The sequence below is a fragment of the Acinetobacter sp. YH12129 genome, from assembly GCF_013418685.1.
In the GTDB taxonomy this organism is placed as follows: domain Bacteria; phylum Pseudomonadota; class Gammaproteobacteria; order Pseudomonadales; family Moraxellaceae; genus Acinetobacter; species Acinetobacter amyesii.
Genome location: NZ_VPBP01000003.1, coordinates 183,600 through 201,737, shown reverse-complemented (window position 1 = coordinate 201,737; position 18,138 = coordinate 183,600). Strand labels below are relative to the sequence as shown.

Annotated in this window: 19 protein-coding genes; 16 read left to right on the top strand and 3 right to left on the bottom strand. The window is 41.3% G+C overall.

Annotated features, from left to right (window positions below; translation table 11 throughout):
- Positions 1-121: 121 nt before the first annotated feature.
- The 4 genes from FTU65_RS03425 to FTU65_RS03410 all read left to right on the top strand — a co-directional run bounded on the left by FTU65_RS03425 (position 122) and on the right by FTU65_RS03410 (position 4,701).
- Positions 122-1,513, top strand: coding sequence for a C13 family peptidase (locus tag FTU65_RS03425; protein WP_078192361.1), 1,392 nt, complete (start codon positions 122-124; stop codon positions 1,511-1,513).
- A 28-nt stretch (positions 1,514-1,541) separates the two neighbouring features.
- Positions 1,542-2,387, top strand: coding sequence for an S-formylglutathione hydrolase (fghA, locus tag FTU65_RS03420; RefSeq protein ID WP_180064976.1), 846 nt, complete (start codon positions 1,542-1,544; stop codon positions 2,385-2,387).
- 131 nt (positions 2,388-2,518) lie between these two features.
- The gene (locus FTU65_RS03415) at positions 2,519-3,625 is read left to right on the top strand and encodes a YjgN family protein (RefSeq protein ID WP_180064975.1); all 1,107 of its coding nucleotides are present in this window, start codon (positions 2,519-2,521) and stop codon (positions 3,623-3,625) included.
- A 14-nt stretch (positions 3,626-3,639) separates the two neighbouring features.
- Positions 3,640-4,701: a M48 family metallopeptidase gene (locus tag FTU65_RS03410; RefSeq protein ID WP_180064974.1), complete on the top strand. Its 1,062-nt coding sequence runs from the start codon at positions 3,640-3,642 to the stop codon at positions 4,699-4,701.
- A gap of 31 nt (positions 4,702-4,732) precedes the next feature.
- Here FTU65_RS03410 and FTU65_RS03405 read toward each other — a convergent pair whose 3' ends face one another.
- Positions 4,733-5,029: a DUF2218 domain-containing protein gene (locus tag FTU65_RS03405; RefSeq protein WP_180064973.1), complete on the bottom strand. Its 297-nt coding sequence runs from the start codon at positions 5,027-5,029 to the stop codon at positions 4,733-4,735.
- A gap of 605 nt (positions 5,030-5,634) precedes the next feature.
- Here FTU65_RS03405 and rpe point away from each other — a divergent pair.
- The 9 genes from rpe to FTU65_RS03360 all read left to right on the top strand — a co-directional run bounded on the left by rpe (position 5,635) and on the right by FTU65_RS03360 (position 13,076).
- Positions 5,635-6,321: a ribulose-phosphate 3-epimerase gene (gene rpe / locus FTU65_RS03400; protein WP_180064972.1), complete on the top strand. Its 687-nt coding sequence runs from the start codon at positions 5,635-5,637 to the stop codon at positions 6,319-6,321.
- Between the two features lie 614 nt (positions 6,322-6,935).
- A complete protein-coding gene (locus FTU65_RS03395) occupies positions 6,936-7,451 on the top strand; it encodes a hypothetical protein (RefSeq protein WP_180066351.1) in 516 nt (171 codons plus the stop codon).
- Between the two features lie 46 nt (positions 7,452-7,497).
- Positions 7,498-9,480: a multicopper oxidase domain-containing protein gene (locus FTU65_RS03390; protein WP_180066349.1), complete on the top strand. Its 1,983-nt coding sequence runs from the start codon at positions 7,498-7,500 to the stop codon at positions 9,478-9,480.
- Positions 9,467-10,441, top strand: a complete 975-nt coding sequence (locus FTU65_RS03385) for a copper resistance protein B (protein ID WP_180066348.1) — start codon at positions 9,467-9,469, stop codon at positions 10,439-10,441. The genes FTU65_RS03390 and FTU65_RS03385 overlap by 14 nt, the downstream gene beginning before the upstream one ends.
- Positions 10,442-10,741: 300 nt before the next feature.
- Positions 10,742-11,059 carry a multidrug efflux SMR transporter gene (locus FTU65_RS03380; RefSeq protein WP_078191168.1) on the top strand — a complete coding sequence of 106 codons (318 nt, stop codon included), beginning with the start codon at positions 10,742-10,744 and terminating at the stop codon, positions 11,057-11,059.
- Between the two features lie 55 nt (positions 11,060-11,114).
- The gene (gene sugE / locus FTU65_RS03375; RefSeq protein WP_180064968.1) at positions 11,115-11,432 is read left to right on the top strand and encodes a quaternary ammonium compound efflux SMR transporter SugE; all 318 of its coding nucleotides are present in this window, start codon (positions 11,115-11,117) and stop codon (positions 11,430-11,432) included.
- A gap of 37 nt (positions 11,433-11,469) precedes the next feature.
- On the top strand, positions 11,470-11,952 hold the full coding sequence (locus FTU65_RS03370) for a methylated-DNA--[protein]-cysteine S-methyltransferase (protein ID WP_180066346.1): 483 nt from the start codon (positions 11,470-11,472) through the stop codon (positions 11,950-11,952).
- Positions 11,953-11,991: 39 nt separating this feature from the next.
- Complete coding sequence (locus FTU65_RS03365; RefSeq protein ID WP_180066344.1) at positions 11,992-12,645, top strand: nuclease-related domain-containing protein; 654 nt, start codon at positions 11,992-11,994, stop codon at positions 12,643-12,645.
- A 62-nt stretch (positions 12,646-12,707) separates the two neighbouring features.
- Positions 12,708-13,076: an SseB family protein gene (locus FTU65_RS03360; RefSeq protein WP_180005011.1), complete on the top strand. Its 369-nt coding sequence runs from the start codon at positions 12,708-12,710 to the stop codon at positions 13,074-13,076.
- Positions 13,077-13,168: 92 nt separating this feature from the next.
- Here FTU65_RS03360 and FTU65_RS03355 read toward each other — a convergent pair whose 3' ends face one another.
- Positions 13,169-14,101: a tRNA-dihydrouridine synthase gene (locus FTU65_RS03355; protein ID WP_180066342.1), complete on the bottom strand. Its 933-nt coding sequence runs from the start codon at positions 14,099-14,101 to the stop codon at positions 13,169-13,171.
- A gap of 449 nt (positions 14,102-14,550) precedes the next feature.
- Here FTU65_RS03355 and FTU65_RS03350 point away from each other — a divergent pair, with 449 nt between their 5' ends.
- A complete protein-coding gene (locus FTU65_RS03350) occupies positions 14,551-14,760 on the top strand; it encodes a cold-shock protein (protein WP_067761877.1) in 210 nt (69 codons plus the stop codon).
- Positions 14,761-14,894: 134 nt separating this feature from the next.
- On the opposite strand, the gene FTU65_RS03345 is transcribed toward FTU65_RS03350, so the two are convergent.
- Entirely contained in the window at positions 14,895-15,704 is an 810-nt protein-coding gene (locus FTU65_RS03345) for an inner membrane protein YpjD (protein WP_180064965.1), read from the bottom strand.
- A 138-nt stretch (positions 15,705-15,842) separates the two neighbouring features.
- Here FTU65_RS03345 and ffh point away from each other — a divergent pair, with 138 nt between their 5' ends.
- The gene (gene ffh / locus FTU65_RS03340) at positions 15,843-17,246 is read left to right on the top strand and encodes a signal recognition particle protein (RefSeq protein WP_078191163.1); all 1,404 of its coding nucleotides are present in this window, start codon (positions 15,843-15,845) and stop codon (positions 17,244-17,246) included.
- A 283-nt stretch (positions 17,247-17,529) separates the two neighbouring features.
- Entirely contained in the window at positions 17,530-18,123 is a 594-nt protein-coding gene (locus FTU65_RS03335; RefSeq protein ID WP_180008529.1) for an alpha/beta hydrolase, read from the top strand.
- Positions 18,124-18,138 lie beyond the last annotated feature (15 nt).

Genomic DNA, 18,138 nt, shown 5'->3' with positions numbered 1-18,138 from the left:
ATATTTGCTTCAATATTGTTCAAAGATTTGTTATATAGTTAAAAAATAGCATTGCTAAAAACGACATCAGGCATAAAATTATTTGTGCAATTAAGCGAGCCAAGGCCACCATCAGAACTCTATGATTGATTTCAAACCCTCCATCAATTTTTGGCATGATTTTAAAAGCAACCAAACTGCGGGGATGTGGTTATTTTTGGGGTCTCGTCGTTCTTTACAAATCGTTCGACCATCGATTTTACAATTGGTGTTTTGGGGGATTTTAGGTGGTTGTGCCAACAGTTTATTTAGTTGGCTCAGCACGGGGCGTATTGGTGAATTTAACGCTCAAGGTCTTATAAGTTATGCATTGTGGCCATTTATTGCTTTAATCGTGGGGATTTTTCTGTCACAACGTGTGAATAATCCACGGTTAATGTTGGTCCCAGCATTACTTTGGTTGGTGCTTGATACGCACATCATGTTGTTTCAATGTTTGATTCAATATATGGGAGATCTCGATTTTCTCCCATACTTCCTATATGACTACATTCCAACGTTATTCATTATTCTATTTGTTTGGCAAAGTCTGGCTGTCGTTTGGGTATTTTCACGTGAGCTGAAATGGCCATGGTGGGAGCGAGCACTGATTATGGGTGCGACGCTATTTACTTTGGTCGTGTGGCAAGTCTCAGTCAAAGATCAGCCGATTTGGAAAGTGGAAGAAGTTCCACCAAGCTTTGCTGAAGATGCCTTCTATGCACAAAGCCGTTTGCTCAATAAATCTTTAGACGCAGTGGAATATGGTGAATTTGCCCAATCCCATTGGTACTTCTTAGGGGTGGCGGGTGCGAGTTATCAAGATGTCTTTAAACTGGAAATTGAACGGATTAAAGAACAGTTTGATACACGTTTTGGCACCTATGGACGTTCGGTTGAGCTTATCAATAACCCTGCAACGCGCACTGAAATTCCGCTGGCATCTAAAACCAGTATGGAGTTGGCGCTGCGTCGTATCGGTCAGCAGATGAACCGAGAAAGTGATGTCTTATTTTTATATATGACCTCACATGGTTTACCAAATGTCTTTGAAATGGAAAATGCACCTTTGGATTTGGCGCAAGTCGATCCTAAATGGTTAAAAGAAGCCTTGGATGCGTCCGGAATTCGTTGGCGTGTGATTGTGATTTCTTCATGTTATTCAGGAAGTTTTATTCCAGCACTACAAAATGATAATACTTTAATTATTACTGCATCGGCAGCTGATCGACAGTCTTTTGGCTGTTCGAATGAAGCTGAATACACCTATTTTGGCCGAGCGTTCTTTGATCAGGCGATGCGTGAGCAGACCAGTATTCAAGCGGCATTTAATGAAACCAAAGCGACTGTTGCGAAATGGGAAGCAGCGCAAGGTTTCGAACCTTCTGAACCGCAGTGGTCGATGGGGAAAAACATGGCATTAATGTTGCCTCAATTAGAACAACGATTGTTCCCGCCGACAACTACTGCACCGGCTACGACGGTTACGCCTTAAAAGATTAAAAAAGTTTAGGATAAAGATCATGGAATTAGTACAACGAAATACTTGTTTTGCTGGTGAGCAGCGCATTTATCAATTGGATTCTTCAAGTCTAAAGACCGCGACAAAGTTTGGTATTTTTCTGCCAGAAGTAGCCTTACAAGGCCAAGCGTGTCCTGCATTGTTTTATTTGGCGGGATTAACCTGTACTGAAGAAACCTTTGCCATTAAAGCGCATGCTCAGCGTTTAGCTGCGCAGCTTGGCCTGATTTTAATCAGCCCTGATACTTCTCCACGTGGGGAACAGGTAGCACAAGGTGATCATTGGGATATTGGGCAAGGCGCAGGCTTTTATATTAATGCAACGGAACAACCGTGGGCCGAGCATTATCAAATGGAACGTTTTCTTACTGAAGAATTGTATTCGCTGGTACAGGCTGAATTTCCGGTACAAAAAGGTGCGATTGGCATATTCGGACATAGTATGGGCGGTCATGGGGCATTAACTTTAGCGTTGAAGCATCCTGACCTGTTTAAATCGGTTTCTGCTTTTGCACCGATTTGTGCGCCGAGTCAGTGTCCATGGGGCGAAAAAGCCTTTAATCAATATCTAGGTTCAGACCGACAGCAGTGGCTTCAGCACGATGCTACAGCTTTAGTGAAATCTAAAGGGGCTTTGTTTAAAGCCATTTTGATTGACCAAGGTATTGATGATCAATTTTATAGCCAGTTAAATCCGATGTTGTTTAAGCAAGCGTGTGAGCAAGTTGGGCAGCCACTCGAAGTGCGTGAACATGCAGGCTATGATCATGGTTATTATTTTATTCAAAGTTTTATGGATGATCATTTGCAATTTCACGCTGTCCAATTGCAAACAGCGGTTCATTAATTCTAAAGCCAGTGTTTAAAAAATATTGAGGCACAGCTTGCTTTGATATACGTATAAATAAGGCATGGTGATGAGCATTGCCATGCAAATGAATAAATTCGACATACCAAAAAAAATAATTTAGGGTACTTATGCAAAATTCACAATTGGAAACGCCGCTTCCGCCAGAGCTGCCCGTGATGAATCCACCGAGTCTATTTGGTGAGACAGAACAGGCTGATGTTTTGGGGCGAAATTATCATTTTAGGTTTAAAGGTAATGCGTCTGAATATTTCGGTATTTGGATTGTGAATATCTTACTGACGATTGTCACGCTTGGACTTTATGCGCCTTGGGCAAAGGTCCGCCGTTTACGTTATTTTTACGGTAATACTTGGGTATTTCAGCGTCGTTTTGACTTTACCGGTTTGCCTACAAAAATTTTAGTTGGACGAATCATTGCGTTAGTGGTCTATGGTGGTTTCTCTTTTGCTATAAAGTATTCTTGGGAAGCTTTCTTAGCGGGCTTTGTCCTGATCTTCTTTGCGGTTCCTTGGCTCATTCGATCTACGATTCGTTTCCGTGCTCGCAACAGTAAGTTTAGTAATAGCCGATTCTTTTTTTCAGGGACAAATAAAAGCGCATATTGGTGCTTTGTTAAATGTCTTGCGGTGGTTGTCTTTACCCTTGGATTGTTTACACCAGTTGCGGTCTGGTTATATAAACGTGAATGTCTGAATCATTTGTATCTGGGGCAGTTGAAATTTAATCTGAATAATACGTGGGGCGATTATATGCGCGCCATGTATGTGCCTTTATTTCTGTTTATGGGCTTTGGTGCATTGCTGGCAGTAATCTTTGCAATACTGTTTGGTAGTTCAGATGGTTTAAATGACGCATCTTATGTCTTCATTATTTTTGGTATGTATTTGATTGGCTATATGTTTATTTGGCCACTCACAGCTGCACGTATTTTTATTACCACTTGGAATAACACCACGTTGAGCCGCAGTCAGTTTCATACGGACTGTAATCAATGGCGTTATGCATGGATTGTCTTGAGCAATTGGTTGGCTAAAGTGGTTAGCCTCGGTTTACTGACACCATGGGCAGTTGTACGACTATATAAATATCAGACTGAATCTTTGCACTTAATGTTGGTCGATGATCCCGACCAATTACAAAATCAAATGCAGCAAGATCACAATGCGATTGCTGAAGAATTATCCGATATTTTTGACCTAGATATTTCCTTATAACGCAGGTGAATTACATGAAAACATCAGTAGTGAATGCAACCTATTATGATGGGAAAGTGTCAAAACCCTTTGTTGCTCAAATCAGCGCAGATGGGGAACATGCTGTGATTGTGCGTTATGGTCAAGACCTAGAGCAAACGCAGCATTACACCTATCAAGATATGACGCTGATCGGTGCTTTGGGTGATATTCAGCCAGTGATCGAGTTAAAGGATGATGCTCGTTTAGAGTTTCATCAACCTTTGCCAGAGTGGTTTAATCTCGACGTAAAGTCGCGTTGGCATTCGATTTGGAAATTAGAGCGTTCACCTTCTCTAATCATTTTTAGTATGATTTTCGTGGTGGCTTTTGCTTTTGTATTGATTAAATGGGGCATACCTGCGGCGTCGCATGTGGTGGCCAATCAACTGCCTGAGACAGCGTTAAAGAGTTGGGGGGATCAGGCGGAAAAATATATTATCGATATGACTGAACCTACAAAATTGCCACAAGCACGCCAAGACAAACTGAAGCAAGAATATCAACAATTGGTGGCTGAGAATCGACCTGCGAAGCTATTATTCCGTGGTGGTGGCAGTATTGGTGCAAATGCATTGGCGATACCCAATAACACCATTATCGTGACAGATGAGTTGGTTAAATTAGCGAAAAATGATTATGAGTTAATTGGTGTACTTGCACATGAGCAGGGGCATTTAGTTCAACGCCATAGTTTGCAGCAAAGTTTGTCAGGTTTAGGCATCAGTATTATTTTGTTGATGATTACGGGGGATGGCTCTGACATTCTTACCAATTTACCGGTAGCTGCGGTGGGTGCGAGTTACTCACGAGACTTTGAATCTGAAGCAGATTTATATGCCTTAAAACAACTTTCAAAACATCAAATATCAACTTCGCATTTTGCAAATTTCTTACAACGTATGGAAGATGAAGCTGATGCTGAAACAGCAAAAGAGAAAGATGCCAAAGATGGAACTGCCAAAGATCAGAGATCTTGGACAGACTTCTTTGAGTCACATCCAGCAACGAAAGCCCGTATTGATGCAGTTAGAAATTATCAATCACATCAGCATTGAGTGAAAGGAATTAACAATATGGCGACGGAGACTACGGTTCGCGTTGCCATGTTGCACTGAGTTCTTCTTGCCCCATGCGGATCAAATGATCTAAAACCACATGTTCCAATTGATCTAGATTTGCACTTGGATCTTGGGCTGAAATTACTACATCTAAAAAAGCAGCTTGTGGTAAAAGGTTGACCTCTGCAGAGGGTAGTTGAATCTTGAATGCAGTATTTTCTCCAATGATCTGTTCATTGACTTCAAATTTATGTTTCCAATGATTAACTAAGCGCTTAGCAACACGTGCTGCTTGGGCGGTGGTGATGTGTGTTGAACTTTTCATAGATGCAATTTTATTATTAAGTCGTCAGTCCTTTAACTTAGCAAAGTACATAGATGCCCGTTAAGTCTAAAAATGCAACGCTGTGTTTCTACCGCAGTGGTCTTTATTCATATTAATCACTGATGTTACGCACGCAAAAAATAATTTTGCATTTTTAAAATGATATTTAAGTCAATTCGACGGAGTCTTACATCTAGGGCTTAAATAAAGGGATTAGCCTTCGGCTGGAGGTACTCTTACGAAACGATGTTTCTCATTAGGCAAAATGAGAAGCGAAGCTTCGCAACGAAACCATCTTGCAGAGCAATGCTCCTCACCGCAAAACTCGCTCTCTAGCGTCTATTTATTTAAAGTATTGCAAAAAAAAATTTGATGAGAAGTCGTGCTATCTCAAACAATTGCGGATGACGTTACCGCGTATCGTTCTTTTATTTGAATCAAATTTCGCTTCTGATATTACTGCGTAACATCAGTTCATCCTAGGTTTCTTTATTAGAGAGATCTCAATCATTGGCATCGAAAAAACGACTAAGGGCATGGGCAGCGAATAGGGGGACAATTTGCTATAATGCGTCAATCACTCCCTTTTCAAAGCTAGGTTTTTCATGTCCAAGCCATTCTTAATCGCACCTTCAATTTTGTCAGCAGACTTTGCGCGCTTAGGTGAAGAAGTTGAAAATGTTCTAGAAGCCGGTGCAGATGTTGTTCATTTCGATGTCATGGATAATCATTATGTACCGAACTTAACTTTTGGTGCGGGCGTTTGTAAGGCATTGAAAAAATACGGCATTAAAGCGCCAATTGATGTGCATCTAATGGTTTCACCGGTAGACCGTATGATTGGTGATTTCTTGGAAGCTGGCGCAGATATCATCACTTTCCACCCAGAAGCGACTGACCACATTGACCGCTCTTTACAGTTAATCAAATCTGGCGGTGCGCAAGCGGGCTTGGTATTTAACCCTGCGACACCTCTGCATTATTTAGACTACGTTTTAGATAAAGTTGACCAAGTCTTGTTGATGAGTGTGAACCCAGGTTTTGGTGGTCAAAAGTTCATTCCAATGACCTTGGAAAAGCTGCGTCAAGCACGAAAAATTATTGATGCTTCAGGTCATGATATTCGCTTAGAAGTGGATGGTGGTGTTACTCCAGCCAATATTCGTGACATTGCTGAAGCCGGTGCAGACATGTTTGTTGCAGGTTCAGCGATTTTTGGTAAGCCTGATTATAAAGCTGTGATTGATGACATGCGTTCTGAGTTGGCAAAAGTGCATGCTCAAGAGGCTTAAGCCTTTGGGTATAAGTTATTCCTCGCTTGTGGATAACTATATGGATAACCGTATGGATATCTGTGTAGATAACTATATGGATAACTTGGATAAATTATAAACGATTGTGTATCAATGGCTTAATAATTAGACGTATTAAGTATAAAAAGGACTCAATTGAGTCCTTTTTTTATGGGGTAAAGTGTTTGAAATGCTGTATGTTTATTAATCTATGGTAAATAATTAATCAGTTTAAAAAATAACTTTTATGTTTTAACTGGAAGATATGCGCTGATTTTTATGACAGCGCAATAAATTTAAAACTGTTGTGAATAACTACACAATTAATTATGCTGTTAGCAACTATTGAGATACGCTGTGACTGGCAAAACACATCATCGATCGCACTGGATAGTGCTTTTAGATATTTCTGAATGTATCGTTCATGATGGATAAATTGGTCGAGTTGCATGTCATGTTGATACAAATGTCATGTGATTGCATTTGAATCGTAAATAATATCATCATGGTGTTTCATGCGGATTTCGGCTGAGCCGATCGCGTGATGTTTCTAAAGATGTGTTAATAGGGATATATTGTCACAGTGCATCATTGGGTTGAATTAGGATACTAAATTGTTTAATTTTTTGCGAAAGCATCTTGGCTTTGCTTGGCTCGTGGCGTTTGTCATGGGATGGAGCAGTGTGGTCAGTGCACAGCAAAATTTTCAACATCAACAAATGATGACAGCGAATGCCCATCAGGCATCAGTTCATGCAGCACATGCTGATCCTTCACGTTCAAATATAGCAAATTGCCATCAAAATCAGCGGCAAGCTGCTCCTGAGCATGCAGCACATCATGGCAAGCAGACGACACCTGAAGTCATTTCAATGATGGATTGTCATCAATCTTTAGATGCGACATCTGCACTGCAAGATGGTCAAGCGCATCATTCAACGACACAAAGTGCAGACTGTCAGGACTGTACACTCGCACATTGCCAAATCAGTACCTCTTATGTCGATAGCGCATTGGTTGCATTGCAAACCGTCAATGTGCATCTTTATGCAGAACCTCCTCGTTTTATTTTTGCTGGACAGCATTCAAAAGGCTTTTGGCAAGAAATTCTAAGACCCCCGCAAGCTTAACCTGAGTTTTAAATACGTTTTTTCGTTATTTTATAAAGGTTAAGTCATGTCTAATTTATTTAAATCAGGCCTCGTGCTCGGGGTGTGTCTGCTGTCTCCAACGTGGGCGTTTGCAGCCATTAAAGAATATCATCTGAATATTGATGAAAAGACCATCAATTTGACTGGTAAAGCGGTCAAGAAAATCAGTGTCAATGGTCAGTTTCCAGCACCATTACTGGAGTTTGAAGAAGGCGATGATGCTGTCATCCATGTGCATAATCAGCTCAAAAAACAAAATACCTCAGTGCATTGGCATGGTCTATTGCTGCCCGGCTTAATGGATGGTGTACCCGGCTTTAATGGTTTCAATGAAATACAGCCTGATGGTAGCTTTACTTACAAATTTAAAGTCCGTCAAAGCGGAACGTATTGGTATCACGCGCATTCCAAAGGCCAAGAACAAGACGGATTGTATGGCGCTTTGGTAATTTATCCGAAAGGTAAACAAGCACTTGCCGCACATGAACAGACGCAACGTGATTATGTGGTCATGCTGTCGGATTTTCATGAATCATCTAGCGCTCAGATTATGGCAAATCTGAAAAAGTCTGCCGAATACTATCAAAATCAGCGTGAAACAGTTTCAGATGTATGGACGCAAATGCAACGAACGGGTTTGAAAAATACTTGGCAAGACCGTTCGATGTGGAATCAAATGCGTATGCTGAAAACGGATTTGTCTGATGTAACGGGTTATACGTTCTTATTGAATGGTAAAACTCCAGAACAAAACTGGACAGGTCTATTTAAGCCTAACGAAAAAGTCAGACTTCGTTTTGTAAATGCTGCGGCCATGTCGTTTTTTGATGTGCGTATTCCTCAGCTCAAAATGACGGTGGTCAGTGCAGACGGTCAAGCGGTCAAGCCGGTCGCTGTGGATGAATTTCGCATTGGTGCTGCAGAAACCTATGATGTGATCGTAGAGCCTAAATCTGCGCATTATCAGATTGAAGCTGAGTCGATTGATCGGACTGGATTTGCGATTGGCACTTTACATGATGAAACGCAGCCTCAGCACTCAGGTATTCATATACCAAAAGCACGGCCACGCGCTTTGCTGACCATGGAAGATATGGGGCATGGTTCAATGTCAGGTATGGACCATAGCAATATGGGACATATGGCTACAGGTTCAACCCAAACTTCAGCAATCCAGCAAGTGAATGCTCATGAGCACAGCGCGCATACTGTCGATCCGTCAAAGATTCAGCCGAATCAAGCACATGATCATGCAGCTATGGGACATGACATGGACCATTCCCCAATGCCTGCACATACTGCTATGCAACATCCAGACATGCATAAACAGAACATGTCTGATTCAGCGCATGCCAATATGGATCATAGTGTGATGGATCATTCATCTATGAACCACTCCTCAATAGATTCATCTATGAAACATGATATGCATACAGCGATGGAGCATGCACAGTCTAAAGGAGAGATGCGGGCAGTTGAAAATTCAGCAACGGTTATGGGCTGGGCCAATGCTTCAACACCTGTCGGTGATAAGGCCTTGCAATATAGTGATTTAAAAGCGTTAACGCCGCAGCCTGATACACGTGAACCGACGCAAGATTTGGTTATTCATTTGGGTGGAACAATGGAACGCTATATGTGGACCATGAATGGTAAAAAATTTAGTGAAGCCGAACCACTACAGGTGAAATATGGTGAGCGAATTCGACTGAAATTTGTCAATGACAGCATGATGGCGCATCCGATGCATTTACATGGCATGTTTATGCAATTGGAAAATGGGCAAGTGTCTTCTGAAATGCCAAATAAACATACGGTGATAGTGCCGCCGGGGAAAACAGTGACTGCTCTGTTAACGGCCAATGAATTAGGGGAATGGGCGATTCATTGTCACTTGCTGTATCACATGTCCGCAGGAATGATGAATAAACTCGTGGTCGCAAATGTCGCGGAGAATACTAAAACGGCATCTTTGCCGCAAAAGGAGGTGTCTCATGCGCATCATTAAAACATGCACATATACGGTTCTAAGTTTAGCTTTGGCAACGGTCACTCAAATAACCATGGCGCAAGATGCACATCACAGCATGTCGACGTCAGCTCAACATGAGTCGCATTCCTCACATGATTCGTCGCATCAAGTGATGCAAACAAGGATCGAATCGAACAAGATGGAGCATACTGCAGAACATGCAGAACATGCAGAACATGCAGAACATGCAGAACATGCAGAACATGCAGAACATGCAGAACATGCAAATGCATCATCTATTGCGTCACGTGCTGCTTCTGCGCAGCACCCTGTTGATCATAAGCGTGAACATGGTGGACAGATTTATCAAGCGACTGAGATTGACAGTCGATGGCTCAATAATGCCGATGGCCGAGGACGTTTAAAGACCGAAATTGAGAGTCGAATCGGGACCGATGAAAATAAGCTCTTCATCAAACTACATGCCGATAAAGCCGAATCTCAAGACGCAGATTATGCGGCTCAAGTGATGTATAGCCGTATGATCTCAGACTTTTGGGATGCGCAAATTGGTGCGCGTTATCGGGTCGATGAACATCAAGTGATGGACAAGGAACAGTTTGATGCTGCGGTGGGTCTGCATGGTCTGGCACCGTATTTCTTTGAAACCGATGCTTATTTATATCTTGGTGCAGATAAACAGGTCAGTTTTTCTTTAGAAACCGAACGTGATTTGCTGCTGACGCAAAAATTGATTTTAAAGCCGTATCTGAACCTAGATGTGGTGCTGAGTGATGATTCTGCCTATGCACAAAAAACAGGACTCAGTTCTGTATGGTTAGGGCTAGAAACACGCTATGAAATCAATAAAAAGTTGATGCCATTTATTGATGTTGCTTACAGCTATGAAAAAGGAAATCAGCATACGGCACGGCAAGCTGAAACTGGAAGTGAAAAACAATGGTGGTATGGCGCAGGTGTACGTCTGAAGTTCTAATCGGCGAATAGACCAAATAAAGAGGGCATCATCAACTGGTTTTGGTGGTGCCTTTTTTATCTCTGAATCTGTCCTTTGAAAAGATATGCTATGTTTTGGCGCAATTCATCTGCACAAGTTTTTTCCTTAACTGAATAACGCCCTAGATTTGGTCAAAAAATGTAAAGACTGCACTAAAATTCAGCATATTTGCTATACTGAGACAATATTCGGAGGAACGACCTCCCTTACATCTTTGTTCGAAGCCAGTAAGAAAAATCGTCAGGACGACCTGACTCTACTAATATGGAGGAAGGCATCATGGCCTGGGTTGTTCTAGTATTCGCTGGTATTTTTGAAATCGTTTGGGCCTATTCGATGAAGCTCTCAGAAGGCTTTACAAAACTTGGCCCAAGTTTAGTTACTTTATTTTTTATGATCCTGAGCTTTGGTTTATTGGCCTATGCCATGAAAACGTTGCCTCTGGGAACAGCTTATACCATTTGGACAGGAATCGGCGCGATTGGCTCTTTCCTCGTGGGTATTTTTATACTCGGTGAGCCTGCAACTGCCATGCGGATGTTAGCCGCAGTACTGATCATTTCTGGTCTAATCTTGATGAAATTATCTTCAAGTTAATATGTTCTAACGCACAGCGGTCATTGACCCCTGTGCTTTTTTTATGGGTAAAAATATGGCTTGGGTTTTATTAATTGTAGCGGGATTGCTTGAGGTGGTCTGGGCATATTGTATGAAAGTCTCTGAAGGCTTTAGCAAACTGACGCCAAGTATTTTGACCATTGTTTTCATGATCGCAAGTTTCGCTTTGTTGTCTTATGCAATGAAATCCTTACCGCTGGGTACAGCCTATACAGTGTGGACAGGCATTGGTGCAGTGGGTTCATTTATCCTCGGCATCGTTGTATTGGGTGAGCCTGCAAATGCCATGCGCATGCTAGCTGCGGTACTGATTATTTTAGGACTGGTCTTGATGAAATTATCGTCCTCCTGAATAATGAAGTGCTGCGATTTTGAGCTTGGAGTATGTCATGCAACTTTCTTATCAGTTTTTAGATTCACCCGTTGGACAATTAAAACTTGTTGCACATGAAACCGCATTGGTGGCTGTCCTTTGGGAAAATGAAAACCCTAATCGTGTGCGATTGGCGGCTTTGGTTGAAGATCGGCAACACCTGATTTTGCTCAAAACTGCACAGCAATTAAATGAATATTTTGCAGGTAAAAGACAGCAATTTGACCTGCCGCTAGACTTTGAAGGCACCGCATTTCAGCAACAAGTTTGGCAAGCTTTACTGACGATTCCTTTCGGAGAAACTCGCAGCTATAAACAAATTGCAGAGCAGATCGGCAATGTCAAAGCCGTACGTGCTGTCGGTGCAGCCAATGGTAAAAATCCAATTTCAATTATTGCACCCTGTCATCGTGTCGTGGGCGCAAATGGAAAATTAGTGGGTTTTGCGGGTGGTCTAGAAAATAAAGAAATATTGTTAAAAATTGAGAAATTACAATAAAATAGAAAATATACTTATTTAAAATAATGAATCAAATTAATGAATATTTCTCAAATCTTTGCACCCTTCATTTCGACGTTTTGGTGGCTAATTCCATTGTTACTGATTGTGGGGGCAATCAAAGCATTTAAACCTTATTTAAAGGGGAAAATGGGGAAGTTTGCTGTCGCCGTTCATGTCAAACTTTATTTGAAAGACCATTATATATTGTTAAATGATTTGACCTTACCAGATGGCGAAGGAGCTACAACTCAAATTGATCATCTTCTTTTAAGCCCATTTGGTGTGTTTGTGATTGAAACTAAAAACTATAAGGGCTGGATTTTTGGGAGCGAGAGACAAAAACAATGGACGCAAAAGATTTATAAAAAAAGTTTTAAATTTCAAAATCCAATTCACCAAAATTATAAACATATGAAAGTGTTACAACAGGTGTTGAGCGATATTGTGGATAAAGACAATATGCATTCTGTGATTGTTTTTATGCCTGAAGTGGTGTTTAAAACAGAGATGCCGTCGAATGTTTTTCGGGGTACAGCTTGGGTGGACTATGTTCAAACTTTTCGGCAACCCGTGATCTCTGAAATGAAACTTAAACGAATACAGTTGCGTTTAGAAAAAGAAATTTTAGAAAAATCGTGGAAAACAAATCGACAGCACGTTGAAGATTTAAATCAACGGCATAATTCATAAACTTCCTGTATGCTGTGGATTGTGAACAGTATCTGACTGATAAAAATAGACGGACAATAACAATGAACGACACGCTTCAACATCTTTATGAATCGACTTTAGATCATCCTGAGCAATACCAAGACTTTTATCAGCAACTTTTAGCCAACCAAGTGTATTGTTTGGGTGAGCGTGATGCTGAGCAGCATTTACATTTTCAATTGATGGAAACGGAGCAGGGCGAGCAAGCCATTCCATTCTTTCTGAGTCTTGCGATGCTTCAACAGGATGTTGGCGCAGATGCAGAATTTGTCATGATCAGTGCTGAAAAATTATTTGCGATTACCAAAGGCGCAAGCTTGGTGATGAACCCGACTTCGGAACATCCTAAAGAGTTCTTGGCAGATGAGATCGACGCAATTTTAGAGTTTGCTAAACAACAAAGCCTTTGAACACTGTAGGTGTGATCAAAGGCTCTGCGGCTACGCTTAGATAGGTGTTTTCACACTTTTTCGTTTTAACATTGGGCGATGTGTTTTAAAACTTACATACCTGCTTTGAGTTTTTCCACGATTTCATCAAGTGGTTTGACACGTTTTACTTCATCCCAAAGGACTTTGGCTTCTGGGTAATGTTTCGACATCATGCCGAGCCATTGTTTATAACGACCGACCATATTCATTTCTTTTTTATACGAACCGTTTAAGAAACGAATTTGTAAGCCAAGCAGTTCATGCCATGTAATCAGCGGCTCATCGGTATTACGACGGATACACTGTGTAATGTCAGGGGTGGTCACCGCAGCACGACCAATCATCAGGTCTTCACAACCAGATTCGAGTTGGCATTGTTTGGCATCGGCATTGTTCCAAATTTCACCGTTGGCAATCACGTTAATTTTCAATGCTTCACGAATGGGTTGCAACTGATCCCAAAAGGCAGGCGGGGTATAACCATCGGCTTTAGTCCGCGCATGGACTGTAACCCATGCAGCTCCGGCATCTTCGATGGCATGCGCATTTTCCATAGTGAAGTTACGGTCCATATAACCCAAACGCATTTTTGCTGATACAGGAATATGACTCGGAACAGCATCACGCACAGCTTTGACTAACTCATACACCACTTCAGGCTCATCTAGCAGAACTGAACCACCACGGTGGCGATTGACGGTTTTTGCAGGACAACCAAAGTTCATATCAATCGCAGGTGCACCAAGTTCTACTGCGCGTACAGCATTTGCCGCGAGCATGGTCGGATTGTTACCTAAGAACTGCACATGAACCGGTGTTCCTGCTGCAGTTTTGCCGTCATTGTTCAGTTCGGGACAATAACTATGATAAATATGGTCGGGCAGGACAGAGTCCGTGACACGGATAAACTCGGTTACACACCAGTCAAAACTCCCAACATGCGTCAACACATCTCGCATAATTGGGTCGGTTAAGCCTTCCATCGGCGCAAGAACAAGTTTCACGGTCACACAGCCAAAAATTGAAAAACGGAGTTATACGTGGTTTTGAAAGGGATGTCTAGGTTTTGTGCTTTTGGTGACGCGGAATACGAAATCACAAGATTTTATGTAATTATTTGGTGAAATTAGGACCAAAGTCGTAAAGTCTTGACTGACATAAAACTTAAACAATAAAATGAGTAAATACAGATGGATAGTAATAATAAGAAGATGGCTTTTACTGTTGTTTTTTAATGGAATCAACAACATATACTGTGCTTGAATCTTTTAAGATTTCATGTATGATGGCTGCAACTAGAAAAAAAGTATTGTTTCGTAAATTTTCTTTAAGTATCGCAGTGTTAGTCATAATCCTTCGTTTTTTACAGAAATGAAGTTCAATTCTTTATTATTTTCCAAGTTATAGTCAGTCATCATCCAATGGCTAAATCAACAAATTAATAGGTATTATTATGTCTAATACAGTTACTGGTACAGTTAAATGGTTCAACGAAACTAAAGGTTTCGGTTTTATTGCACAAGACAACGGTCCTGACGTTTTTGCTCACTTCAGCGAAATCACTGGTTCTGGCTTCAAAACTTTGCAAGAAGGCCAAAAGGTTTCTTTCAGCATCGCTCAAGGTCAAAAAGGCCCGAATGCTGTAAACATCGTTGCTCTATAATTTAGACGTAATGAAAAAAAAGCGCTGTATAGCGCTTTTTTTATGCCTGCTGTTTTTATGTGAATAATCAAGCTATAAAAAAAGAGAGCCGTAGCTCCCTTTTTAATAAAACTTAAGATAGTTTCATCGTCGACTTAGCGGCCCAAAACCATTTCTAAAATAAACTTAGATCCAATAAAGCCGACTGCCAAAAGACAAAAACCAATAATGGTAAAGCGAATAGCTTTTCGACCACGCCAGCCAAATCGATAGTGTCCAATAAGCAAAGCTCCATAGACGAACCATGAAATAATGCTAAAGGCTGTTTTATGTGCCAAATGCTGTGCAAAGAAGTTATCGATGGTGAAGAAACCAAACCCAAGCGCCACGGTCAGTAGTGTAAATCCAGCAATCAATAAATCAAATAGCAAAGATTCCATGGCTTGGAAGGATGGAAGCAGGCTCACCCATACACGCTTTTTCTGCTTGTTTTTTAGTTCACGGTCTTGTAAACGCAAAATAACCGCTTGAATTGTTGCCATCAGCAGGACGGCATATGCGGAAAGTGACAAAATAATATGGATGTCTAAACCCAGTGAATGTTGTTCTATAAATTGATTTTGTCGACTAAATGCAAAGCCCAAAATCAATCCTGTCGCTGCCACAGGAATGCCCAACAGGTTCATCGCCAGCACAGGCCGATAGGTACTAAATAATACACTGAGTAATAGCATGAGACCTGAAGTAAATGACATCAGGTTGAACACGTCATAGTTCACACCCATAGGCGTCAACATGTCGTTATATAAAACACCTGCATGCAATAACATGCCTAAACCAAGTACAACACCAATAAACCAATGGTTCGGCGCACGTTTAGACATTAAATGGCTGAATAAATACCAAAAAGACGTGGTATAAGCGATTAATGCTAGGATCGTGTAAACCAAGGGGAGACTGATCATGTCAAACCTTTTTCAGGATGTTGAATATTCATTTATATAAATTCTGCAAGAACTAAAGTATCCTATAGCATTCTATGCATAAATTTTCTATTTTAAGAAACAATTTTTTGCTCATGGCTATTTTAAGCGGATTTTGCAATGTTTGATACCTTAACAGAACGACTCACGCAGAGTTTAAGAAATGTTACTGGCTCAGGGCAGCTAACCGAAGACAATATTAAAGATACGTTACGCGAAGTACGTATGGCACTTCTTGAAGCCGATGTTGCGTTACCTGTAACTCGTGAATTCATCGCGAAAGTTAAGGAAGAAGCATTGGGCCAAGAAGTGATGACTCAGTTATCACCGGGGCAGGCTTTCGTCAAAATCGTTCATGACGAATTGACCAAAATGATGGGTGAGGCGAATGAAAGCCTAGACCTAGCGGCAAAACCACCAGTTGTTGTGCTACTTGCAGGTTTGCAAGGTGCGGGTAAAACAACCACTGCGGCAAAACTTGCACGTTTCTTACAAGAACGTCAAAAGAAAAAAGTAGCAATGGTATCTGCCGACGTTTATCGTCCAGCAGCGATTAAACAGCTACAAACAGTTGCAGGTGAAGTTGGCGCGATTTTCTTTGAATCAAGCGCAGACGAAAAACCGATTACCATCGCAAATCGTGCGATTGAGCAAGCAAAAATTCAATTTGCTGATGTCTTGATTGTCGATACAGCAGGTCGTTTACATGTAGACGACGAAATGATGGATGAAATTAAAGAGCTACATGCAGCAATTAAGCCAACTGAAACATTGTTCGTGGTTGATGCCATGACTGGTCAGGATGCGGCGAATACTGCAAAAGCCTTTAACGATGCCTTGCCTTTGACGGGTGTGATCCTGACAAAAACAGATGGCGATGCACGTGGTGGTGCGGCACTTTCTGTTCGTGCCATTACTGGCAAGCCAATTAAATTCTTGGGTATGGGTGAAAAACTCGATGCCCTAGAGCCATTCCATCCTGAACGTATCGCACAGCGTATTTTGGGTATGGGTGACGTACTTTCTTTGGTCGAAGAAGTTGAACGTAAAATCGACAAAGAAAAAGCCGAAAAAATGGCGAAAAAACTGCAAAAAGGCGGTAGCTTCAACTTTGAAGATATGCTGATGCAGTTTGAACAAATGAACAAAATGGGCGGCATGATGGGCTTCCTGGATAAACTTCCAGGCATGAGCAACTCAGGGATTCAAGATGCGATTGCACAAGCAAATCCTGAAAAGCAAGTGAAGAAAATGGAAGCGATTATTCAATCGATGACCATTAAAGAACGTCGTAACCCAGACTTGATGAATCCAAGCCGTAAAAAACGTATTGCAGCAGGCTGTGGTATGGATGTTGCTGAAGTGAATAAACTCATCAAGCAACATGCGCAAATGGCGAAAATGATGAAGAAATTTGCCAACCCAACGGGTATGGCAAAAATGATGAAATCATTAGGCAATATGCAAAAACAATTTGGCGGCGGTGGCATGGGTCCATTGTTTGGCAGTAAAGATCCGAAGTAATTTGGACTGAAAAAAAGGCGCTTTCTGCGCCTTTTTTTATGGCTGCAATTTGACGAGACTGTGCGTTCAAGTAAAGTGGTAGGGTACATTTGATAGCAAGTACTGGATGAAGGAATCTTGCTATACCAGCAGATAGATACCGAACTGAGCTAAATCATTACAAAAAGATGCCAAATTGACATTGAGAGCGTGTAGGTGACAGGTTTAAAACAGAGGTGAAAATTTGCCGAACTGCAAATTGAAAGCTTCACTAAAAATAATCACCTAAAATAAGAATCAAATCATGAATACACCGCATACGCCAGAAAGCCAAAAGATCTATATTGTTCATGGTCATGATGCATCGCCGAATGATCATTGGTTTCCTTGGTTGGGACGAAAGCTGCAAGAAGCAGGACATTATTCTCGACGCATCGTGATGGCAAATGCGGCACAACCTGATTTTGACCATTGGCAGAAATTTCTAGCGTTGCAAATGCCTGATTTGGATGAAAATACCATTGTGATTGCCCATGGTTTGGGGTGTTTAACCACGCTGCATTATCTCAATCAATATTTTGAACAGCATGGCACACGGATTAAAGCGGGCGTTTTTGTATCGGGTTTTAAAAGTAGTTTACCGACACAACCTGAATTAACCGCATTTATTCAACGTGCAAAAATGGATAGTGGTGTTTTACAGACCTATATGCCAATTTGTATTAGTTTGATTTCATCCAATGATCCTATCGTGCCGCCGCCGGTTGCGATCCAATTGGGCAATTTTATAAATGCACAAATTTATGAGGTGAAAGAAGCGGGGCATTTCACAGCACAGGATGGCTTTTCTGAGATTCCACAACTGTGGCACGTGTTAAAGCCGATTTTAACGGCTTAGCTAGGTTCTGTGCGC

Excerpts from the sequence above, each read along its gene's own strand:
- FTU65_RS03425 (WP_078192361.1), top strand. The coding sequence starts at position 122 with ATGATTGATTTCAAACCCTCCATCAATTTTTGGCATGATTTTAAAAGC.
- fghA (WP_180064976.1), top strand. The coding sequence starts at position 1,542 with ATGGAATTAGTACAACGAAATACTTGTTTTGCTGGTGAGCAGCGCATT.
- FTU65_RS03415 (WP_180064975.1), top strand. The coding sequence starts at position 2,519 with ATGCAAAATTCACAATTGGAAACGCCGCTTCCGCCAGAGCTGCCCGTG.
- FTU65_RS03410 (WP_180064974.1), top strand. The coding sequence starts at position 3,640 with ATGAAAACATCAGTAGTGAATGCAACCTATTATGATGGGAAAGTGTCA.
- FTU65_RS03405 (WP_180064973.1), bottom strand. The coding sequence starts at position 5,029 with ATGAAAAGTTCAACACACATCACCACCGCCCAAGCAGCACGTGTTGCT.
- rpe (WP_180064972.1), top strand. The coding sequence starts at position 5,635 with ATGTCCAAGCCATTCTTAATCGCACCTTCAATTTTGTCAGCAGACTTT.
- FTU65_RS03390 (WP_180066349.1), top strand. The coding sequence starts at position 7,498 with ATGTCTAATTTATTTAAATCAGGCCTCGTGCTCGGGGTGTGTCTGCTG.
- FTU65_RS03385 (WP_180066348.1), top strand. The coding sequence starts at position 9,467 with ATGCGCATCATTAAAACATGCACATATACGGTTCTAAGTTTAGCTTTG.
- FTU65_RS03380 (WP_078191168.1), top strand. The coding sequence starts at position 10,742 with ATGGCCTGGGTTGTTCTAGTATTCGCTGGTATTTTTGAAATCGTTTGG.
- sugE (WP_180064968.1), top strand. The coding sequence starts at position 11,115 with ATGGCTTGGGTTTTATTAATTGTAGCGGGATTGCTTGAGGTGGTCTGG.
- FTU65_RS03370 (WP_180066346.1), top strand. The coding sequence starts at position 11,470 with ATGCAACTTTCTTATCAGTTTTTAGATTCACCCGTTGGACAATTAAAA.
- FTU65_RS03365 (WP_180066344.1), top strand. The coding sequence starts at position 11,992 with ATGAATATTTCTCAAATCTTTGCACCCTTCATTTCGACGTTTTGGTGG.
- FTU65_RS03360 (WP_180005011.1), top strand. The coding sequence starts at position 12,708 with ATGAACGACACGCTTCAACATCTTTATGAATCGACTTTAGATCATCCT.
- FTU65_RS03350 (WP_067761877.1), top strand. The coding sequence starts at position 14,551 with ATGTCTAATACAGTTACTGGTACAGTTAAATGGTTCAACGAAACTAAA.
- FTU65_RS03345 (WP_180064965.1), bottom strand. The coding sequence starts at position 15,704 with ATGATCAGTCTCCCCTTGGTTTACACGATCCTAGCATTAATCGCTTAT.
- ffh (WP_078191163.1), top strand. The coding sequence starts at position 15,843 with ATGTTTGATACCTTAACAGAACGACTCACGCAGAGTTTAAGAAATGTT.
- FTU65_RS03335 (WP_180008529.1), top strand. The coding sequence starts at position 17,530 with ATGAATACACCGCATACGCCAGAAAGCCAAAAGATCTATATTGTTCAT.